The organism is Maribacter polysaccharolyticus (assembly GCF_028882255.1).
Lineage (GTDB): Bacteria > Bacteroidota > Bacteroidia > Flavobacteriales > Flavobacteriaceae > Maribacter_A > Maribacter_A polysaccharolyticus.
The window spans coordinates 329,912-349,304 of the sequence record NZ_JARBUY010000003.1 but is presented as its reverse complement, the minus strand read 5'-3'; the positions used below and the strand labels follow the sequence as shown (position 1 = coordinate 349,304).

At 42.2% G+C, this 19,393-nt stretch carries 13 protein-coding genes and 1 tRNA gene; 6 read left to right on the top strand and 8 right to left on the bottom strand.

Annotated features, from left to right (window positions below; translation table 11 throughout):
* Positions 1-133: 133 nt before the first annotated feature.
* The 5 genes from PHU20_RS11090 to rseP form a co-directional block, all read right to left on the bottom strand.
* Complete coding sequence (locus PHU20_RS11090) at positions 134-520, bottom strand: hypothetical protein (RefSeq protein WP_274825439.1); 387 nt, start codon at positions 518-520, stop codon at positions 134-136.
* A 152-nt stretch (positions 521-672) separates the two neighbouring features.
* Positions 673-746, bottom strand: a tRNA-Asn gene (locus PHU20_RS11085).
* A gap of 158 nt (positions 747-904) precedes the next feature.
* Positions 905-2,392, bottom strand: a complete 1,488-nt coding sequence (locus PHU20_RS11080) for a SusD/RagB family nutrient-binding outer membrane lipoprotein (RefSeq protein WP_274825438.1) — start codon at positions 2,390-2,392, stop codon at positions 905-907.
* Positions 2,393-2,404: 12 nt separating this feature from the next.
* Entirely contained in the window at positions 2,405-5,557 is a 3,153-nt protein-coding gene (locus PHU20_RS11075) for a SusC/RagA family TonB-linked outer membrane protein (RefSeq protein ID WP_274825437.1), read from the bottom strand.
* A 265-nt stretch (positions 5,558-5,822) separates the two neighbouring features.
* Positions 5,823-7,178 (bottom strand): RIP metalloprotease RseP, encoded by a 1,356-nt coding sequence (gene rseP, locus PHU20_RS11070; protein ID WP_274825436.1) that lies wholly within the window; start codon positions 7,176-7,178, stop codon positions 5,823-5,825.
* Between the two features lie 157 nt (positions 7,179-7,335).
* Between rseP and PHU20_RS11065 the strand changes: the two genes are divergently transcribed.
* The 4 genes from PHU20_RS11065 (at position 7,336) to PHU20_RS11050 (ending at position 12,470) form a co-directional block, all read left to right on the top strand.
* Positions 7,336-8,010 carry an SCO family protein gene (locus tag PHU20_RS11065; protein WP_274825435.1) on the top strand — a complete coding sequence of 225 codons (675 nt, stop codon included), beginning with the start codon at positions 7,336-7,338 and terminating at the stop codon, positions 8,008-8,010.
* A gap of 85 nt (positions 8,011-8,095) precedes the next feature.
* A complete protein-coding gene (locus tag PHU20_RS11060; RefSeq protein ID WP_274825434.1) occupies positions 8,096-8,341 on the top strand; it encodes a FeoA family protein in 246 nt (81 codons plus the stop codon).
* The gene (gene feoB, locus PHU20_RS11055) at positions 8,338-10,575 is read left to right on the top strand and encodes a ferrous iron transport protein B (RefSeq protein WP_274825433.1); all 2,238 of its coding nucleotides are present in this window, start codon (positions 8,338-8,340) and stop codon (positions 10,573-10,575) included. The genes PHU20_RS11060 and feoB overlap by 4 nt, the downstream gene beginning before the upstream one ends.
* 353 nt (positions 10,576-10,928) lie before the next feature.
* Positions 10,929-12,470 (top strand): carboxypeptidase-like regulatory domain-containing protein, encoded by a 1,542-nt coding sequence (locus PHU20_RS11050; RefSeq protein ID WP_274825432.1) that lies wholly within the window; start codon positions 10,929-10,931, stop codon positions 12,468-12,470.
* Positions 12,471-12,473: 3 nt separating this feature from the next.
* On the opposite strand, the gene PHU20_RS11045 is transcribed toward PHU20_RS11050, so the two are convergent.
* From PHU20_RS11045 to PHU20_RS11035, 3 genes are all read right to left on the bottom strand, one after another.
* Positions 12,474-12,860: a DUF423 domain-containing protein gene (locus PHU20_RS11045; protein WP_274825431.1), complete on the bottom strand. Its 387-nt coding sequence runs from the start codon at positions 12,858-12,860 to the stop codon at positions 12,474-12,476.
* Positions 12,861-13,097: 237 nt separating this feature from the next.
* Complete coding sequence (locus PHU20_RS11040) at positions 13,098-13,526, bottom strand: hypothetical protein (protein WP_274825430.1); 429 nt, start codon at positions 13,524-13,526, stop codon at positions 13,098-13,100.
* Complete coding sequence (locus tag PHU20_RS11035) at positions 13,527-15,569, bottom strand: alpha/beta hydrolase family protein (RefSeq protein ID WP_274825429.1); 2,043 nt, start codon at positions 15,567-15,569, stop codon at positions 13,527-13,529. It abuts the gene before it with no gap.
* A 294-nt stretch (positions 15,570-15,863) separates the two neighbouring features.
* On the opposite strand from PHU20_RS11035, the gene PHU20_RS11030 reads away from it, so the two are divergent.
* Positions 15,864-18,146 carry a TonB-dependent receptor gene (locus PHU20_RS11030; protein ID WP_274825428.1) on the top strand — a complete coding sequence of 761 codons (2,283 nt, stop codon included), beginning with the start codon at positions 15,864-15,866 and terminating at the stop codon, positions 18,144-18,146.
* Positions 18,147-18,206: 60 nt separating this feature from the next.
* Positions 18,207-19,370, top strand: a complete 1,164-nt coding sequence (locus PHU20_RS11025; protein ID WP_274825427.1) for a lycopene cyclase family protein — start codon at positions 18,207-18,209, stop codon at positions 19,368-19,370.
* Positions 19,371-19,393: the final 23 nt, after the last annotated feature.

Here is a 19,393-nt window from a genome sequence, read left to right as displayed (position 1 = left end):
CATTTTTGTCGAACAGATTCCGAGAATGAAAAAAGCCATTCTATCGAATGGCTTTTGTTAGTTTGAAAAAAATAATTTGTTAGCTCGTGGCTCATTTATATCCTTATTCCCTATTTCATTGTTTTATCATTAACTAGGCACAAGAAACCCTTACGGAATGTGTATGTCCGTCTCCAGTGGATGACCCTACTGTAATAGCGTTATTACTTTTCAAGGCATCGAAATTTGCCACGGTTAAGGTAACTTCATGATTATGCCCCGAACTACCCTGAATTGAATAAACCTTCTCTACGCCAGCTTGTACATCGGCTTGGGATACGTTCAAACTGTGACCATGATTGGCAGAAATATTAATTTCAGTCCCGTTTTCCAAACAATTACCTTGAGGGTCTGGATCCGGTTCTGGATCCGGATTATTATCCGATCCATTATCGGAACTGGAACACCCGATCAATGAAAAGGCAGGCAGTGCAATAAGCATGGCCCCCATTGTTTTTTGTATAAAAACTTTTCTGTTCATTCTGATCCTATTTTATACAATATACTAATTATTAGCCAATTACAAGCAATTTATTGAAGTAAATAAGGTTTGGAAATGATTTGGACCAGCCTTCTTGCCCAAGATTTTCGAAATAAAAAAAGCCACACTTTCGTGTGGCTTCTTCTTTGTTGCTCCCCCTCTTGGGCTCGAACCAAGGACCCTCTGATTAACAGTCAGATGCTCTAACCAACTGAGCTAAGGAGGAATTTATCCTGCTTTATTACCTAAAGCGGGTGCAAATATAAATGCTTTTTTCAAATACGCCAAACAAAAAAGGTTTTGCAATTAAAAAAATGATTTAAAATATAGGGGGGACGCCCCCCTATATCCCAATTTGATTTAAAAAATGACCTATATTAATGCTTATTGTGCCCACCAAACATCAACGGTAGGTTCTTGCCAATTGGCATTTACAACGTCTTCATTGGAATTTTGTTCAGAATCTGGATAAACTGCCCTTCTATACCATTGTCCGGCATATTCCGAATCATCCCCTTCGCCTTCCAATCGCAATGCCAAGTCCATGAAAACGTCACTTGAAAAATCATATCGCCTAAAATCATTATAAGTTTCCACATTTAAATAATTGGCTATATATTTTTCCTTCATAATGTGGTTAAGCATCAAGTTGCCGACTCCCACATCCACTGAAGTATCAGCCATATAATCCGTTCCTTCCGCTCCCAATTTCTCCATACTTGCCGCAATTCCATCCATATAAGCCTCATAGGCCGTATTATTGGCCCCTACACTGGTTTCATTACCTCCATTAGCCAAGAAAGCGGCTTCGGCCTTTATGAACATAGCCTCAGCATAAGTTATAAGGATCAAAGGGGCGGTAGCGTTGGTATAATATCCTCCATCCTTAAAAAAGGTATTGGCATCTTCTCCATCAAAGGACTCTCCTTCCCCTCCATTTATAAACCCCCTCCAGGGATCACCTTCTGCCCCTTCATTCTGAAACATAATCGGTAAACGAGGGTCAATATCAACTATACCACTCTCAAAAGGATAGCTGTTACCGTTCATCATCCCAACTATTTGGTCGTTTGGGGCCCTATAATAATTCCCGGTGTTCCGGGTCAATACATTATTCGCATACCATGGATTAAGTTCATCACTCGGAAAGTCCAAAAGGAAATCATCATCCACAGTGGTAAAGCCATTTTCGATAGTAGTCAACACATCGGATGCCGAATACACCCCCTTATAGATCAAATGCAATTGAAGTCTCGCCTTAATGGTATAGGCCGCCCTTAGCCATTGATCCATATCCCCTCCATAGATCAAATCCTCATCCCCAACAGAGATATTGGAATTATCTTCAGATAGGAGGGCGGAAATAGCACTGTCCAAAAGATTTATGGCCGATGCATATACCTCTTCCTGTGTATCGAAATTCGGATAAGGATTCTCCGTTCCGTCTGTAGCTTCGGTAAACGGTATGTTGTCCCACATATCGGCAGCCAATCCAATATTCGCTGCCTCAAGAATCTCTGCTATGGCACCATAATGTATAGCGCCAGTTTCTTCCGCTTTGTTTTTGATAGCCTCTGTATTGGGCAAAATATAAAGATAAATCTCGCTCCACGTAGCGGACAATTCTGAGTATCCCGCAGCAGCATAACCATATCCACCGAAATATTGCGTATAATTTCCTACAACAGTTTCAGCATAATATTGGGCATAAAGGGTACTATGTATCACAGGTCCCAAAAGATCACTCATTCCCAAATCTTCAACATCCACCGAGGCAGAAGGTGTGTTCACGTCAAAATAATCGTCGCTGCAGGCCATAATACCGACAAGCAACGTTCCAATAAATATATTTTTTAATACTTTTCTCATCATTCCTAATTTTTATTAAAACCCTATTTTAAGACCCATGGAATAATTTTCCGTCAGAGGAATCCCTTTTCCTGAGAAACCATAAATATTGCTTCCGGCACTATATGCGCTTCCTTCTGGATCATAACCATCATAAGGGGTCCATAACAAAATATTGTTGGCACTGACGCTTAGCACCAAATTATCGAAAAGATTCTTTTTCCCGAATAACTCCCTAAGATCATAACTAAGGCCTACACTTCTTAACTTAACCCATGATGCATCCTGGAGGTAATTCTCCGCAGCACCCGTAAAGTAAGTCCAACTCCTATAATAGCTTTCATCGAGCCCATATGCAGTAGGGGTAGTATTGGTAACATAAGTTCCCGGGGCATCGGGATCTTCCATAACCCCTTCGAAGACATAATCATCAATATTCCTATATTCTGTTACCTTACTTGTACCATTACGGATCATTGTACGTCTTGCCCAACTGTACTTATCCCCTCCTTTTTTCCATTCTACCAAAAAATTCAACCCTAAGTTTTTCCACTTGATATTACTTCCCAAGGACATTGTAAAATCCGGAAGTGCATTCCCCACGATAACATATCCTTCACTATCATCTATTTCCGGGTATCCAGCGGAATTAATAAAAAGTTCCCCATCTACATAGGTCCAGTTGTATCCGTAAAGTGATCCCATTTTATCCCCTTCCTTGACCCTTAGGTACAATTCCGGGGCCCCGTCACCTGCAAATGTCACGTTTTCAACATCATCAGGAAGGTCCAATACTTCCCCTCTATTCGTTGAAAAATTATAAATCAATTCAACATTTAGGTCTTCCGTTTTTACAACATCGCCACTTATTAAGAGTTCGTGTCCCCAATTCTTATAGTTCCCTGCATTTCTGGTTACTGAGGAAAGGCCGGTTGAATAGGCCATATTGACATCAAATATTTGATTATTGACCTTTGATGTGAAGTAAGAATAGTCAAACCTCAATCTATTTTTAAAAAACCTAAGGTCTGTACCTACCTCCCATGTTCTTGTGCGTTCGGGAACAAGATTCAAGCCTGTACTTGTACTGGACCGAAATCCACCCACGCCATTAAAAGGAAAATCCCCATCGGCCACGAAATAATGACCGCTGTCACCGAAGCCTGGACCTTTACCTACTTCTGCCCAAGAAGCCCTTAATTTTCCGAATGAGAAAATATCATTGTCCGAAACAATATCTTCCGAAAATAAATATGCACCACTAATAGACGGATAAAAGAAAGAACGGTCTTCTTGAGGAAGGGTAGAGACCCAGTCGTTTCTTCCCGTAAAAGTAACAAACACTTTATCCATATATTCCAATTTGAGTTCTCCAAAAACCCCTACATTTCGAACTTGGGTGACACTATTGGAATTGTCCAATATGGTTGCATTGCTGATATCATTGTAATGGGCAATGTTCAAATTTTCACCATACATACGGTCGTAGTTGCTTTTGACATCCGAAATTTGGTTACCCAAAGACAAGGAGGTATTGAAATCCTCGCTCCAATTTTTGGTCATAGTCGCTAAAAAATTCGACTCAATCCCTGTAAAAAGTACATTTTCATTTATGATAAATCCTCCCACTTGTGATCCTGTATCCAATTCAGGTGGCACAAATCGATTCCTATGATCCGAGTAATTATCAATTTGTGCTTGGTAAGACAGGTTGAGCCAATCCAAAGGGCTCCAATTCAGGGTAACATTCCCGATCCAACGGTTTACATCGTCTGTCAACGCACTCACTTCTGCAAAATAACGTGGATTGTCGATCCAAGGGGTGTAATTTCGTTGTGTACCATCTGCATTTTTATAATCGTTCAAATCGAAGGTGGGTGAATAATAGGCCAAAGAGCTGATAATGGACTTGTCCCCACCATTGGCCCTACGCCCCCCGGAATTTGTATACTGAATGGATGAACTGATCTTGAAATTATCGGTAACCTTGTAGCCCCCTTTAAACCTAAAGGACAGCTTTCCGTAATCCGAATTAGGGACAATACTCTGGTCGCTACTGTTACCAACCGAGAAAAAGTAGTCAAACCTATCATCGGCACCACTAATATTAAAGTTGATCTGTGTGTTTATTCCTGTTGAGAACAAATCGTCATAGATATCGTGGAACTTGTCATTACTCAAATCCAACACGGTATCCTCATCATACTGAAATGAATCTACCGAATATTCCGGCCCAAAGGAATAGAAGGGCGTACTAGTACCCGTTAAAGTATAGCCCGTTTCCGTTTCCGGGGTGTAAAGTACCCTAGGAGAACCAAGATAACCCTCCCTATAGGTGGTCTGTAATTCGGGTACTTTGGTCACTTTTCTGAACGTGGTATTCATGGTTACATTTATCCTTGCCTTACCGAATCGCCCTTTTTTGGTAGTGATTACTATCGCACCATTTGCTGCCCTAACCCCATACAATGCCGTTGCCGCAGCACCCTTAAGCACACTATAATTCTCAATATCCTCTGGATTGATATCTCCCGACCTACTTGAAAAAGCAAATTGCTCCGAGCTACTGGGCGCATTGGATCCGGAACTTGGCAAAATGTTTCCCGATATGTTATCGTTGTTGATCGCCAGACCGTCCACGATGATCAAAGGCTGGTTATTTCTACCGGGATTAATGGAAGATATCCCTCTGACCAAGATATCCACACCACCTCCAGCGGATCCCGATGCCCTGTTGATCTGCACGCCAGCCACCCTACCCTGAAGGGCTTCAACAGCACTTACCTGACCCGCCAATATAACATCCTCAGTATTGACTTTAGTCACAGAGTAGCCTAACGACTTTTCCTTTTTTTCAACCCCGAAGGCAGTGACAACAACTTCATCGAGTTCATTGGTGTCTTCTTCCAAGGTAACGTTCAATTGATTCCCGGTTACCTCAATTTCCTTGGTGGTAAAACCCAAATAGGAAAATATAAGAAACTCTCCCGAAGAAGCCCTAATCTGAAATTTACCATCAAAATCTGCAGAGGCACCACGTTGGGTTCCTTTTACCAAGATGTTCACACCTGGCAACACATTTCCCGTACCATCATATACGATACCCGTAACAATCATTTCCTGAGCCATAACAAAAGATGCCACGGCATTTAGAAAAACAAGAAAGAATAGAAAAGTTCTTTTTTTCATAAAATTATAGTTTGATTATAAGTTTAAAACTAACGAAAAATTACACTTTTATTTAACTTTTTGTTAAAAAAGTTATAATTATCATAATTTTTGTTACAAACTCAATTTCAAGCTATAATCTTTCTTTATTGTTGAAATATCACAAAAAAAGCACCCTTATTATTAAAATATTGTTAATAATGGCACGAATGAACCCAATAAAAATATGTATTTCTACTTAATATGGAATAATTAAGCAATTTCTAAGAGGTTAAGATCGCTTTCTCTATTTAAATAACCATTTGTATAGATCATTACCGTTGGCAAACAGCAATAATGCTATTAAAATAAAGAAACCGATCATCTGGGCATACTCCAAAAATTTGTCGCTCGGCTTTCTTCCCGTAACGATCTCATACAACAGAAACGATACATGCCCCCCATCCAAAGCGGGTATGGGCAGAATATTCATAAAAGCCAGTATTATCGATATGAATGCAGTGGTGTTCCAAAAAACCGGCCAGTTCCAACTATCGGGAAACAGCCCCCCAATGGCCGCAAAACCACCCACTTCCTTATAGGCCCCGGTATCGGGGTTGAAAATCTTCTTCATGCCCTTGATATAGGTACTTAAGGTAGATACTCCCTTATCGACCCCGGCAGGAATGGATTCCAAAAATGAATATTTCTTCGTTTTTATATCAAAATAACCTTTATCCGCATATTCCTGCATCGTCAACCCCCCTAGCTGAACGCCTATGGTAGCTTCATCGCTTACTTGTACCTTCAAATCGACGATATCGCCATTTTTTCTTTTAACCGTCAACACCAACTCCTGTCCCTTATTGGCTTCCAAAATGGGCTTTACTTGATCTACATAGGATACTTCGGTACCATTGACCTTTATCACCTCATCAAAGGCCTGAAAATCAACCCCCTTGTTTATGGATCCTTCCGCCACGTTCTTGATGATAAATGGGAGCCTATAGCTCAAAAAACGGACCTTATCCTTATCTTCCGATAAAGTGGCGATAAAATCAACGGGGATAGCCTGCTCAAAAGTCCTCCCGTCGCGAACCACCGTCATGGTCTCCCCATAAACGATCTCTGGCAATATATTCCGAAATGCTTCGACCTTTTTACCATCTACGGCAATGATCTTATCCCCGGTGAGCACCCCTAACTTATCGCCCAAGGTTTTCTCAGTTACCAAAAAACCATCCTTTAGGCTTTCTGCGGGTACATACTCATCCCCATAGGCAAAAGCAAGGCCCACATAAATGATCACGGCCAAGATAAAGTTGACCGTTACCCCACCCAGCATAATGATCAATCGTTGCCAAGCCGGTTTACTCCGGAACTCCCACTCTTTGGGCTCTTCCTTTAAGGCTTCGGTATCCATACTCTCATCGATCATTCCGGCAATCTTCACATAACCCCCAAGAGGTAACCAGCCGATACCATAAACGGTTTCCCCGATTTTTTTCTTGAAAAGTGAAAATTTGACATCGAAAAACAGATAGAATTTTTCTACCCTGGTCTTAAAAATCTTGGCTGGAATAAAATGCCCTAGCTCGTGAAGTACGATTAATAGGGACAGACTTAAAAAGAATTGGATAATTTGTATAACGATCGGACTCATCTATAATTTCTAAAATTGATCGCACAAAAGTACGCTTTTACATAGTCTTACAAAAAGAAACTGTTAAGGCGAATTCCTTTTTGTGAAATTTTTAGCAGCATCAAGACCCTGATAATTTGAAAAGAAGGGCGGACTGCTGTACCTTTGAAAAAAGATCATGCGTTCCTTTTTCGGCAAATACAAACTCTTCGCCATAGTGTTTTCGACCATTTCGATCGCTATCATGGTACTCTTCTACAGGGCCCTCCAACCTAAAAAAACATTGACCGTTTACCAGCCAAGCATGGTGAATCCCGAACTGGTTGACAGTACTTTGCAACATGTAAAAAAATACCACACCGTAGCGGATTTCGCATTGACCAACCAAAATGGAAAGACCATTACCCAAAAAGATTATGAAGGCAAAATCTATATCGCCGATTTTTTCTTTACCACTTGCCCTACCATTTGCCCGATTATGACAAAGAACATGGCCGGGATACAGGAAATGATCAAAGATGACGATGAGGTACGCTTACTTTCCCATTCGGTAACCCCTGTCATCGATTCGGTTGCCCAATTAAAAAAATACGCTATTGAAAAAGGGGTCGATGATACGAAATGGAATTTGGTCACCGGCGACAAAAAACAGATCTATGAATTGGCCCGGAAATCCTATTTGGCGGTAAAGACCGTTGGCGATGGCGGTCCGTTCGATATGATCCATACCGAAAATTTCATCCTTGTGGATAAAGAACGTAGGATCCGTGGGTTTTACGACGGGACCAAAAAGGAGGACATCGACAGGCTTATGGAAGATCTTAAAATACTTAAATCGTCATATGCCGAATAAAATCTTGCAAGATTTGCTTTTGATTTCACGTCCTAATTCAGTTTTTTCCTTTACTTTTGCCCTTACTTATAATCATTCTAAATAAATGAGTACCAGTATTGCACATCTCAAGCCCGGGCAGAAAGGGGTCATCAAAGAATTCCCCGATGATCTTTTACCCATTAAATTGCTCGAATTGGGATGCTTGCCTGGCAATGAAGTTGAATTGGTGCAAATAGCACCCTTTAAAGATCCCATATACATCAATGTTAATGGCTCCCATATAGCCATACGGCGTTCCATGGCGCTTAAAATTGAACTTGATCTTATCGAAGATATCCAAAGAGTATGAGTAAGCAGATCAATGTTGCTCTAATCGGCAATCCCAATACCGGAAAAACCTCGGTTTTCAACCAACTGACCGGACTAAATCAAAAAGTAGGCAACTATCCGGGGATAACCGTAGAAAAAAAAGAGGGTATCTGCAAACTCCCAAGAGGTGTAAAGGCGCATATTATAGATCTTCCCGGTACTTACAGCCTAAATACGACCTCCCTTGACGAAAGTGTAGCCGTTGAATTGCTGCTGAATAAAAATGACAAGGACCATCCCGATTTGGCCATTGTCATTTCCGATGTCGAAAACCTGAAAAGGAATCTCTTGCTGTTTACCCAGATCAAGGATTTGAAAATACCTGCCATCCTGGTCATTAACATGGCCGATAGAATGGTGCGAAAGGGGATATCATTGGATATTGCCCTGTTGGAAAAAAAGTTGGATACCAAAATCGCCTTGGTCAGTACCCGTAAAAAAACGGGTATAGACCGATTAAAGGTATTGATCGCCGATTATAAAAACCTGTCGATCAAACCCAACCTGGATATGACGGTCATTGCGCCCGAATACTTTAAAAGTCTACAGGAAACCTTCCCCAATGAGGATCTTTATAAACTTTGGCTGGTCATTACCCAAGATGTAAACTTTATGCCCTTGGAGAAAAACTTGGTCAAGGATGCCTCTTCGTTCAATACCAAATCAAAATCCGAGTTAAAGCGTCTGCAACAAAAAGAGACCATCAAAAGATACCAATTCATCAACTCCATTTTAAAGGAAACCTATAAGGTCGATATCAACGCAGCCAAAGGTATTAAAGCGACACTCGACAAAATATTGACCCACAAGATATTCGGTTATTTGATTTTCTTCGTCATATTGATGACGATTTTCCAGGCCATCTATGACTGGAGCAGTGTTCCCATGGATTTCATTGACGAAACCTTTGCCGCTGCGAGCGAATGGGTCAAAACGTCATTTCCACCGGGCATGCTTACCAACCTGATTGCCGAGGGAATTCTCTCGGGTATCGGAGGTATCGTGATCTTCATTCCCCAAATCGCCTTCCTGTTCCTGTTCATTTCCCTTTTGGAGGAATCAGGATACATGAGTAGGGTGGTTTTTTTAATGGATCGTGTTATGCGCCCCTTTGGATTGAGTGGCAAGAGTATTGTCCCTTTGATTTCCGGAACGGCATGTGCCATTCCGGCCGTTATGGCCACACGTACCATCGAAAATTGGAAAGAACGTCTGATTACCATCCTGGTCACACCTTTTACCACCTGTTCCGCGAGGTTACCGGTTTATCTTATCATAATAGCTTTGGTCATCCCTGAAGGACGGATTCTCGGCTTGGGGTACCAGGCCATGACCTTAATGCTTTTATATTTAATAGGATTCGTTGCTGCCATTCTTTCGGCCATGGTACTCAATAAGATCTTAAAGATCAAAAGCCATACCTTTTTTGTGATGGAAATGCCCAATTATAAACTTCCCCTGTTCAAAAACGTCGCCTATACGGTTTGGGAGAAAACCAAAAGCTTTGTTTTCGGGGCAGGTAAGATCATTTTGGCCATATCGATTATATTGTGGTTTTTGGGCTCCAATGGTTTTACCGACAATTATGAAAATGCAGCATCTATAATAGAAAATCGCATTCAAGAAGAAGGATTGTCCGCATTCAATCAAGAAAATATTGCCAAAGATATAAGGACCTACCAAAATGCACTGAACGATAGCATTTCAAAAAATGTCTATGACCTAACTCCCCAACAGGTATCCGATTCCGTCCATAACTTCAAGCAAGAATTGCACCATAAGGCAAAGCTTCAGGAAATTGCAAGTTATAAATTGGAGAACTCCTATATCGGAAATATGGGCAAGGCCATTGAACCCATGGTACAACCATTGGGTTATGATTGGAAAATAGGTATCGCCCTGATAACCTCCTTCGCGGCAAGGGAAGTTTTTGTAAGTACCTTGGCCACCATCTACAGTGTTGGCAGTGACGAGGAAGATACCATTAAAAACAGGATGTCGGCCGAAGTTAACGCAGACACCAATAAACCCTTGTTCAATCTGGCTTCCGGTATATCCTTACTCCTTTTTTACGCATTTGCCATGCAGTGTATGAGTACCTTGGCCATTGTTAAACGGGAAACCAATTCTTGGAAATGGCCTGCGGCCCAATTGGCTTTTATGAGTCTTTTTGCCTATCTTGTAGCATTGATCGCTTATCAATTACTGAAATAACATGGAACTCTTTCAACACATAGTGGTTTATGCCATCGTAATTCTTGCCTTTGTGTACCTCATAAGCAAATTCGTGTTGCCCAAATCCCTGTTTTCATCCAAAAAAAGCCCTAAGAAAATTTGTGGGGAAGATGGTTGCGGCTGTCATTGAATACCGGCAACGGCCTTATTTTTACCATCAGGATTTATATTTCCCCCTACCTTCTGTAACGAATTGACCAAAAGGTCGTCTTCTTTATATTCATCCTAACGCATAATAAAAAGCTAAAGGTGTCTTAAGGAAACTAAAAACCGTACGGACATTTTTACGGCTATGTGTTAGTTTGTGATAACCAATCATCGATCATTCGCCCATGGACAAAGTAATTTTATGGCTGTTCGCCATGCTGATCATTGTTTTTTGCAGTACCGTACAAAGTCAAACCCTGACCAACCGGGTGTTGGATTCGGTTACACATGAACCGATCCCCTACGCCACGGTACAATTGAACAAGAAAGGGGTCATCACCAATGAGGAAGGTCGGTTTAGCCTTCCAGTGGACGATAATGTCCTTGCCACCGATTCGCTCTTGATCTCTTGTATCGGCTATGCATCCTTAGGCAAACCCTTGAACGAATTTGAAGGGGATGTCATTTATTTAAGCCCTAAGGCCATTGAACTGAATCCCGTGGTAGTTACGAACAGGAACTATTCCGCCGATGAGATCCTGGCATTGGTAAAAGAAAACTTGGACAAGAATTACGACAAGGAGCTTCGTAAAAAAAGAATGTTCTTTAGGGATTCGTACTTCCAGGATTTCAATAAGATGGACTATACCTTCGTAAAATCGACCATCAAGGAACTCAATAAAACGTTCCTCGATAGTGTGTTGAACACCGTCCCTAAAAAATCGAGTTATTTTACCGAGATCCTTTGCGACCTATATGGCAATATGGACGCGGAAAATCAGAAAATAGCTATCATCAAGGCCTCTGAACTTTATGACAAGAGCAAAGAACTCGATGAGGGGAAGCTGGAGGAAAAATTCAATGAGATCCTTACATCGAATATCAAAAGGGATTCTTACTTCAAGATCAAATCCGGATGGTTCGGAACCAAGATCAAGGGGGAGGATTTTCATCGGATCTTTGAATCCGATATCGACTCCACCGATCAAGCCGCCTTGGAAAAAGAGTTGGAAGAAAAGAGAAAGAGGGAAGCCGAACGAAAGACCAATTTCGCGAAATACGGCAAAAACAGTATTGTGGACATGATGGAAGATCTCTTTTATTTGGAAGGTTCCCCCCTTGACTTCATCAATAAATCAAAAAAATACGAATACACCTTAAAAGAGTTTACCTATATGGGTGAGGATGCGGTCTATATTTTGGAATTCTCCCCTAAAGGTACCGCAGATTACAAAGGCCTACTCTACATCAATCCCGACGATTTTGCCATTGTCCGATTGGATTATGAAAACGTAAAATCGTTGCGGAAATTCAATTTACTGGGCATTCATATGAACAATTATTCACGTAAGGGGAAAATGATTTTTGCGAAATCGCCCAAGGGTACCTATGACCTTCGTTTTATGGAACAGGAAAAAGGCACTACCGTTGGTATTCGAAGACCCTTGAAGATCATTGAAAAGAACAAACATGTAAAAGGCCGGAACAAACAAAACGAACTTTCGTTAAAGATCGATATGGAAACCACAGGGGTCAAAAAACAGGAACTCATTGTCTTTGATTCCAATTTAATATCCCATGCCGCCTATACGTCATTTACCGAGAACAATTCCGTTTTACCCACCTATATGCCCAACTACGATCCTGAATTTTGGAAAGGACAAACGATCATTGAGCCGAACCAAGCCATTCGTGATTTCACTTCCGATGTGGAAATTTCCAAATAGGGATCAAATAAGATTGGTGATAAAATTATAGAACAACAGGCCCCAACCGATAACCAGAAGAAGTCCGCCCAGGGGGGTAACCGGACCGAGGAAAGCCATGTTCATTCCTTTTGATTTTCCTAGGACCAACGCATAAATACTGAACGAAAACAAAACTATGCCAATCATGAAACAGTAGACCATATAGCGCTGTATACCGGTATCGAAATTAAGGTTGAAACTCAATACCAACAACAAAATAGCATGGTACATTTGGTATTTTACACCGATTTCAAAGCTTTTTAACTGCTCATTATCCAGTGATTTCTTTAAGGCATGGGCACCGAAAGCCCCAAAAATAACCGCCAATAAACCTAAGAGTGAACCGACAACCTGTGCTAAGAGAACCATATAACAAATAATTTTGCCCTAAGATATGGAAACGTACCGAAGTGGGAGGTTCCTAGGGATACATACTTGCCAAAAAACAGGTTCAGGGTTAAAGGCCCCTTTAATAAAGGGTCTTTGTTACCACCGTGATTTTATGGGCATCGTTAAAACAAAAGGCGGTTGTTCCTAAAGCAAACGGCCAACCCAACAAAAAACCCGAAGCAAGGGGCTTCGGGTTTTTCTTCTTTTCATCCGGTTTTAATCGGCAGGCGTTATTTTACCCTTCAATAAATTGAACAGGCCTACTGTCTCCAAACTGTCCTTGTAATTTACATACAAGCTTAAGGAATCCTTATAGACTATTTTTATTTTTCCGTTCGAAAAGTTATCGATAAAGACACTCACTTTTTTAGTGGTAAGGGAGTCCTTGAATTCCCTGAAAATCCCCTTTTCCTTATCAAATCCCGAAAATCCATTCAGCCGCTCCATAGGGGGTATCCTTTCGACCCAAAGCACACTGTCCAAATCGGCATATTTCAATTTTTTATAATAGAACCCCGACAAGATCTTGAATTGGTCATCATCGGTTTGAGTCCAATTTTTGGAATGGGCCAAAAAAGCCAATAGACATACACTGATGGTCACTACAATGATCAGATTCCAAAAAAGAGTGCTTTGTTTTCCCATTTAATTCCCATCAGATCCTTTATACTTATCAAACCAAGCCAATGTATGGGTGATCTTGGCGATCAAATTACTTGGCCTATTGGCTATCCCATGACTGGCACTGGGTATTTCTACGAATACCGTTTCCTTTTTCCTCAATTTAAGGGCATGGTATAGTTGTTTCGCCTCACTGGGCGGGGTCCTTAAATCGTCCATCCCTACCATAACCATGGTTGGGGTCTCAATATTACCAACGAGAGAGAGGGGGGAAAATTTCCAATACCCTTCAAAATTTTCCCAGGGTTGACCGGGATAACGGGAATTCGCATACCCAAAGTAATTATCGGCAACAAGGGTTTTACTGATCCAGTTCATAACCGGTTTGGCTACCACCGCAGCTTCAAATCTATTGTTCTTGCCAATAATCCAAGCCGTCATTATACCGCCTGCACTTCCGCCGGTCACAAACAGTCGATCTTCATGGGCAATACCCTTTGCAATGCAATAATCCACACCATCCATCACATCCTGATAATCATCCCCTGGATAATTATTATAAAGCAGGTTTCCGAATTCTTCCCCATAACTGGTACTCCCTCTGGCATTCGGGTAAAAAACCACATAGCCCGCGGCCGCATACAACTGCATCTCCACCGAAAAACGGTCCCCATAATTTAATATCGGGCCCCCATGGTTCTCTACCAAAAGAGGATATTCCTTTGAGGCATCGTACCCCGGTGGATAAACGACCCATCCTTGGATATCGCGCTGATCCACGGATGATTTGTACCCTATTTCCTCCACCTTGCCCAAGTTCCTATACGATAACAACCCTTGGTTCAAATCGGTGATCCTTAAGGGTGATTTGGCCTTACTTTTCAACACCGCCAAATCCGCAGGGTACTCAGGTCTTGTCTTGGTGTACGCGAGGGTGCCGTTTTTTGATACACTGAAAGACCCACTACCGTACGGACGCCCTATGGTCGTTCCGCCCATATCATCGGCGAGTTTTGTAACCTTTCCTTTTAAGGAGATATGACCAATCTTGCTATTGCCCTTATCATCGAAAGAAAAATACAACCCTTCACTCTTTTGGTCCCAAACAATCCGGGACACACTTCTATCCAACGCTTGGGATACCACCCGTGGGTTACCGCCATCAACATCCATCACGTAAAGGCGACGAACCTGATAGGTCTGTACCTTATCATCAAAACCTATGTAGGCGATATATTTCCCATCGGGGGATACGACCGGATTGCTATCGGGCCCTTTTCTATCGGTTAAAGCCGTAATCATGCCATCTTCGACACCTACCCCATAGACCTCACTGTTTCTGAAATCATATTCCCAATCCTCATTTCTATTGGCGGAAAAGTAGATTATATCGGCCTGTGGGCTCCAACTTAATTTCCCCCTATGCTGAAAATCCCCAGAGGTAAGCTGACGGGGCGCCCCACCATTGGCAGGAATGGTGAAGATATGGCTGAAACCCGGTTTTATATACCCCCGACCATCGGCCTCGTGATACAGTCTATCGGTAATCCTGGGGGTTTCGGCCCATTTGGCCCCTTTGGGTTTCTTGGGCATTTTAGCAACAACCGGAGCTTTGCTCTCTACCTTCATGGTAAAAGCCAATCGATCTCCTTTTGGCGACCAGGTCAAAGAACCCGGACTTGATGGCAATTGGGATATTTTGGCGGTTTTCCCCGAATTGAACCAATAGATGTAGATTTCAGCCCCTTCATCGGTACTGCTTACATAGGCTATCCGATCCCCATTGGGCGACCATTGTGGACTGGATTCACTTTGTTCCTTAGCCGTAAGTTTTTGATGTTGGGAACCATCACTCTTGATCAACCACAAGTCGCCAACGGCCCTATCTTTCATGACGTCCATTTTCATCCTTCGATACACGATCCACTCACCATTGGGCGAAATCTGTGGATCCGTAGCGTATTGAAGGTCAAAAAGGTCCATATAACCAAAATCCTTTTTCTGCGCGTTTCCGTAAAAGAAGAAACACAAAAGTACCAGTACAATCGGTAGGGTCTTAAATCTCATAACATTAAAATATTGATAAGCTAAACTTAAACAATAACCCGGATACTACAAAGCGATCAACCATATGGCAGAGTAGACAGGCCCACGAAACCAACACCTCCCAAAGTTCCTTTGGCACCATACACTTAATATTCAACAGGCTTTCAATCAAGCCTTTCCCGAATATACCTCGTACGGAACATCGCATATCCAACTATAAAAGTCTTAAAATTATTAACAGAATCGTCCTTATGGATTGAAACAAAGCCGTATTTTTGCCCTTATTTTTATTTTGTCTAAATTAATATTGTGTTCATGCAGCCACTATTTCGCCTATTGGCATTCGTACTTTTGATTTTTCCTTTCGCCCTGACCGCGCAACAAAGCCAAATACAGGGTACCATTACCGAAGGGGGTATTCCCATTCCATATGCCAATGTATTTTTGGGCGGTACGAGCCATGGTACTTCCAGTACTGATGACGGCACCTATGCCATTACGGGCTTAGTTCCGGGAAAATACGATCTGGTGGTTTCGGTAATTGGGTATATGCCCTATTCAAAACGCATTGAATTGCAAGGGGAGGAGTCTAAAATATTTAATATTGAACTTAAACCCAGTACCGAACAATTGGAAGAAATGGTGGTAACCGGGACCCTAAAGGCAGTTAGCCGCTCGGAAAGCCCAGTACCCGTTGAGGTGTATAGCCCAACGTTCCTAAAAAAGAATCCTACGGCAAGTATCTTCGAGGCCCTTCAAAACGTGAACGGGGTAAGGCCCCAAATAAATTGTAACGTGTGCAATACCGGGGACATCCATATCAATGGTCTTGAAGGCCCATATACCTTGGTATTGATAGACGGAATGCCCATAGTAAGTGGATTGGGCACGGTATACGGCTTAACGGGCATACCGAATTCGTTGATAGAACAAATAGAGATCGTAAAGGGACCCGCATCGAGTCTGTATGGCAGTGAGGCAGTCGGTGGCCTTATCAATGTCATCACAAAAAGTACCGAATTGGCGCCCGTTATTTTCGCCGATAGTTTTGTTTCCGATTGGGGCGAATTCAACCTGGACGTTGGCACCAAATTCAACCTCGGACAGCATGCGGATGCCCTGCTGGGAATCAATTATTTCAATTACAGCAACCCTATCGACAATAACGACGATAATTTTACCGATTTAACCCTTCAAGATCGGATTTCCATTTTCCAAAAATGGAATTTCAAACGGAAAAACCACCGCCTTTTCTCTTTGGCCGGGCGTTATTTCTATGAGGACCGTTGGGGAGGTGAAATGCAATGGACCCCCGAATATCGGGGAGGAAATGAAATCTATGGTGAAAGTATTTATACCAGCAGATGGGAAATCCTCGGTAAATATGAACTTCCCGTAAATGAGAAAATGATGCTTTCTTTCTCGTACAATGACCACCACCAGGATTCAAGATATGGAGACACGAAATACATTGCCTACCAACGTATCGGTTTTGGGCAATTGACTTGGGACAAGCAGATGGGCAACCACGACCTACTCTTTGGCTCCGCAATACGTTATACCTATTATGATGACGATACTCCCGCAACTACCGGAGATTCAGGCAACGAAGTTGATGAAGTGTTGATTCCCGGGGTCTTTGTCCAAGATGAGTGGAAATTTGCGGAGCGGCATTCCTTTTTGGCAGGTATACGATATGACCATGACTCGAGGCATGGCAATATTTTCACTCCAAGGGCAGCCTATAAATGGAAGCCCTCCGATAATGACGTCTTCCGTATTAATTTCGGAACCGGCTTTAGGGTCGTCAACCTATTTACGGAAGATCATGCCGCGTTGATCGGGGCTAGGGATGTGATCATTGAGGAAGACCTGGACCCGGAACAATCGATAAACTTCAATGTAAACTATTTACGGAAATTCTATTTTGACAATGGTTCTTTCTTAAGTTTGGATTTATCGGCATTCTATACGCGGTTCTCAAACGCCATAATCCCGGATTATGATACCGACCCCAATTATATCATTTATGATAACTTGGATGGCCACTCCATATCACAAGGGTTTAGTGCCAATATGGACTTGTTTTTACCAAACGGATTGAAATTCATGGTTGGCGCAACCCTGCAAGATGTCAGTAATACCGAAAACGGCATCACTCAAGATCAGATCCTGACAGAGCGCTACGCCGGTACTTGGAACGTATCCTATACCTATCAGCCCTGGAACCTGAGCATGGACTATACCGGAAATCTTTACGGGCCCATGCGCTTACCACTGCTGGGTGATTTGGACCCTAGGGACGAATATTCCCCGGTTTGGAGTATTCAGAATGTCCAATTCACCTATAAAGGCCTAAGGCATTTTGAATTTTATGCAGGCGTTAAGAACCTATTGGATTGGACCCCCAATAAAGGGAATCCCTTTATCATAGCACGGGCAGACGACCCTTTTGACGAAAACGTCACCTATGACGATAATGGGGATGTTGTCGCAACGGAAGACAACCCCTATGCCTTGACGTTCGATCCAACTTACATTTATGCCCCCAATCAAGGCATACGCACGTTCTTTGGATTGCGTTATCAATTGGATTAAAGGCGGTAGACTATAGCGAAATGCCTATTTTTGAATTGAATCATTCTAAGGTATTCACAATTGAAACCATCCACGGGACACTATGATCATATCATCATCGGGGCGGGAGCGGCAGGATTAATGCTCGCCGATGCCTTTGGTCGGGATTCCTATTTCCGGGACAAAAAAATCCTGCTTTTGGATAAGGATTCCAAGAACACCAATGACCGTACATGGAGCTTTTGGGAAAAAGGGACCGGACGATTTGATGATATCGTGACCAAATCATGGAAAAACATCTTCTTTGGTGGACAAGGTTTTTCAGCTCAATTCGATATCTCACCCTACCAATACAAACTGGTTCGTGGACTTGATTTTTACCGGTGTTATCTCGATAAAATAAAAACCTACCCCAATATCGATCTTATCCATCAGGAAGTTACCGCCATTAATGAGAACAAGGAAGGTGTGACGGTTACCACCACCGAAAAGGAATATACAGGTACCCGGGTATTCAGTAGTGCCTTCGATTTCGATGCCCTAAAAAACGATTCCAAATATCCCCTTTTGCAACAACATTTTGTGGGTTGGGTGGTAAAGACCAAGGCGCCGACCTTCAATCCGGACAAGGCCATATTCATGGATTTCTCCATACCACAAAAGAACAATACGCGATTTATGTACGTATTGCCTTTTTCCGAAAACAAGGCCCTCCTGGAATATACCCTGTTCTCCAAAGATCTTTTACCATTGGATGCCTATGAAAATGGGATAAAGGATTACTTAAGGGATACTTATGGCTGTACGGATTTTGAAGTCCTTGAAAAAGAAAAAGGGAGCATCCCCATGACCTGCTATGATTTTCAGTCCCACAATACAAAAAGGATCCAATTCATCGGTTCTGCCGGTGGCTGGACCAAACCCAGTACAGGGTATACTTTTTACAATACTTCAAAAAAAATAGCCCAGATAATACCCTTGATCAAAGAAAACAAGCCTTTGACACCCCTTCGCCCCAAACGGAAATTCAAGTTTTACGACCTACTTCTTTTGGATATCCTCTTTGCCGAAAACCACAAGGGACAATACATTTTTGAAACCCTTTTCAAGAACAGGCCCCCTCAATTGATCTTTAAATTTTTGGATGAGGAAACAAACTTGTGGGAGGACTTTCGCTTTATTTCCGGTTGTCCGAAAAAAGAATTTATCCTGGCCTTGTTCAAAAGGATGCTCCGGCACATATAAATCGTCGAGGAACGCCAGAAATC